This window comes from Bradyrhizobium sp., assembly GCF_049581145.1.
Taxonomy (GTDB): Bacteria; Pseudomonadota; Alphaproteobacteria; order Rhizobiales; family Xanthobacteraceae; genus Bradyrhizobium.
In genome coordinates this window covers 1-1,959 of the sequence record NZ_JBAURI010000199.1, presented here as the reverse complement: position 1 = coordinate 1,959, position 1,959 = coordinate 1, and the positions used below count along the sequence as shown (strand labels likewise).

At 66.5% G+C, this 1,959-nt stretch carries 1 protein-coding gene; it reads right to left on the bottom strand.

Annotated features, from left to right (window positions below; all coding sequences use genetic code 11):
• Window positions 1-1,959: condensation domain-containing protein (locus WCB02_RS06600; protein ID WP_423957033.1), on the bottom strand; the 1,959-nt coding region annotated here is incomplete at both ends.

Genomic DNA, 1,959 nt, shown 5'->3' with positions numbered 1-1,959 from the left:
GTCCACCTTGAATCGCGTGCGTGCTCCAAGAAATTAGATTATTTAAAGCCCCATACCCCATCGCAACGCCTTTCGGCGTTCCGGTCGATCCTGAGGTGTAGATCACGTAGGCGGTGTTCTGCGGATGCAGATTGTTGCCCGGGGCAGTTGTCGGCTGCCGCGCAATGGCGGGCCAATCGGCATCGAGCTCGACGATGGTGCCGCGATGTCCGGGGATGCGCTGGCGCAGTGCCGTCTGGGTGAGCAGCACCGGCGCGCGGGCATCCTCCAGCATGAAGGCCAGACGTGCTGACGGATAGGAAGGATCGAGCGGCAGATAGGCGCCGCCGGCCTTGAGGATGCCAACGAGCCCAACCAGCATCTCCAGCGAGCGCTCGACGCACAGCCCAACCACCACCTCCGCTCCGACCCCGAGGCTCCGCAGATGATGCGCCAGCTGGTTGGCGCGGGCATCGAGCGCCGCATAGCTCAGGCGCTGCTCGCCCAACACCGCCGCGACCGCCTCGGGACTGCGCGCCGCCTGGGCGGCAAACAGCTCCGGTAAGCTCGCAAGCGGAATCGCCCGCGCGGTGTCGTTCCAGTCGCACAGCAGCGTCCGACGCTCCGCGGCGTCAAGAATGTCGAGCCGGCCGAGCGCACGATCGGGCTGCGCTACCGAAGCCTCCAGCAAGCGTATCAGCCGGCCCCCCAGCGCCTCCACGCTCTCCCGATCGAACAGGTCGGGACGATATTCCAGCCGCAGCCGCAGCCGCTCGCCCGGCACCGCCGCCAGGCTCAGCGGATAATGCGAGGCGTCGTGCCCGGCGATCGGCGTAGCATGCAAGCCATTGCTCGCTTTCGCCAGAGCGGCGTGATCGACCGGGTAGTTCTCAAACACCACAAGCGTGTCGAACAGCTCGCCCAGCCCAACCAGGCCCTGGATCTCGGCCAGACCAAGATGCTGGTGCGCCATCAGCCGCGATTGGCTGTCCTGAAGCTCGCAAAGCAAATCGGCAAGACGCTTGTCGGACGGAAGCTTCACCCGCAGCGGCAGCGTGTTGATGAACAGACCCACCATGCTCTCGATGCCGGCAATCTCCGGCGGCCGCCCCGCCACCGTGATCCCGAACACCACGTCGTCGCGACCGGTCAGCCGGCCAAGCAGCATCGCCCAGGCGCCCTGGATGTAGCTGTTGAGCGTCAGCCCCCGCGCCCGCGCCTGCTGGCTCAGCACAGTGGTCAGCGGCTCGCTGAGCGTCATCATGATCCGCTCAGGCAGCGTCGCCGCCTGCCCGCGATCGTGCGGCGCCACCAGCGTCGGCTCCGCGAGACCCGATAACGCTGCGCTCCAGGCCGCAACCGCCGCGGTGCGATCCTGCGCCGCGATCCAGGCCAGATAATCCCGGTACGGCGTCACCCGCGGCAACGCCCGCCCATCGCCCCGCCGCGCGTAAAGCGTCAGCAGCTCCTGCACCAGGACCGGCACCGACCAGCCGTCCATCAGGATGTGATGATGAGTTAGTATCAGCCGGTGCCGCTGCGCACCAAGCCGGACCACGCTGAAGCGAACAAGCGGCGCCGCGGCAAAATCAAACCGCTCAGCACGATCTTCGAGCAGCAACAGCTCCCAGCGCTGCTCGCGCGCCGCTTCGTCCAGCAACGACAGATCGATGCTGCGCCACGGCACACCCACCGTCGGCACAATGACCTGCACCGGCCGGCTCAGATTGTCATGTCGAAACGCCGCCCGCAGGCTCGCATGCCGTTGAACAAGGGCCTCGGCCGCCGCCCGCAACACCGCGCTGTCCAGCGGACCGTCAAGGCTGAGCATCAGTTGGGTGACATAGATGTCAGGTCCCTGCGCATCGAACAACGCATGGAACAGCAACCCCTCCTGCAGCGGCGACAGCGGCACAACGTCCTCAATCCGCGGATAGTGGCTCTCCAGCCGCTCGATCTCGGCCTGCGACAGATCGACCA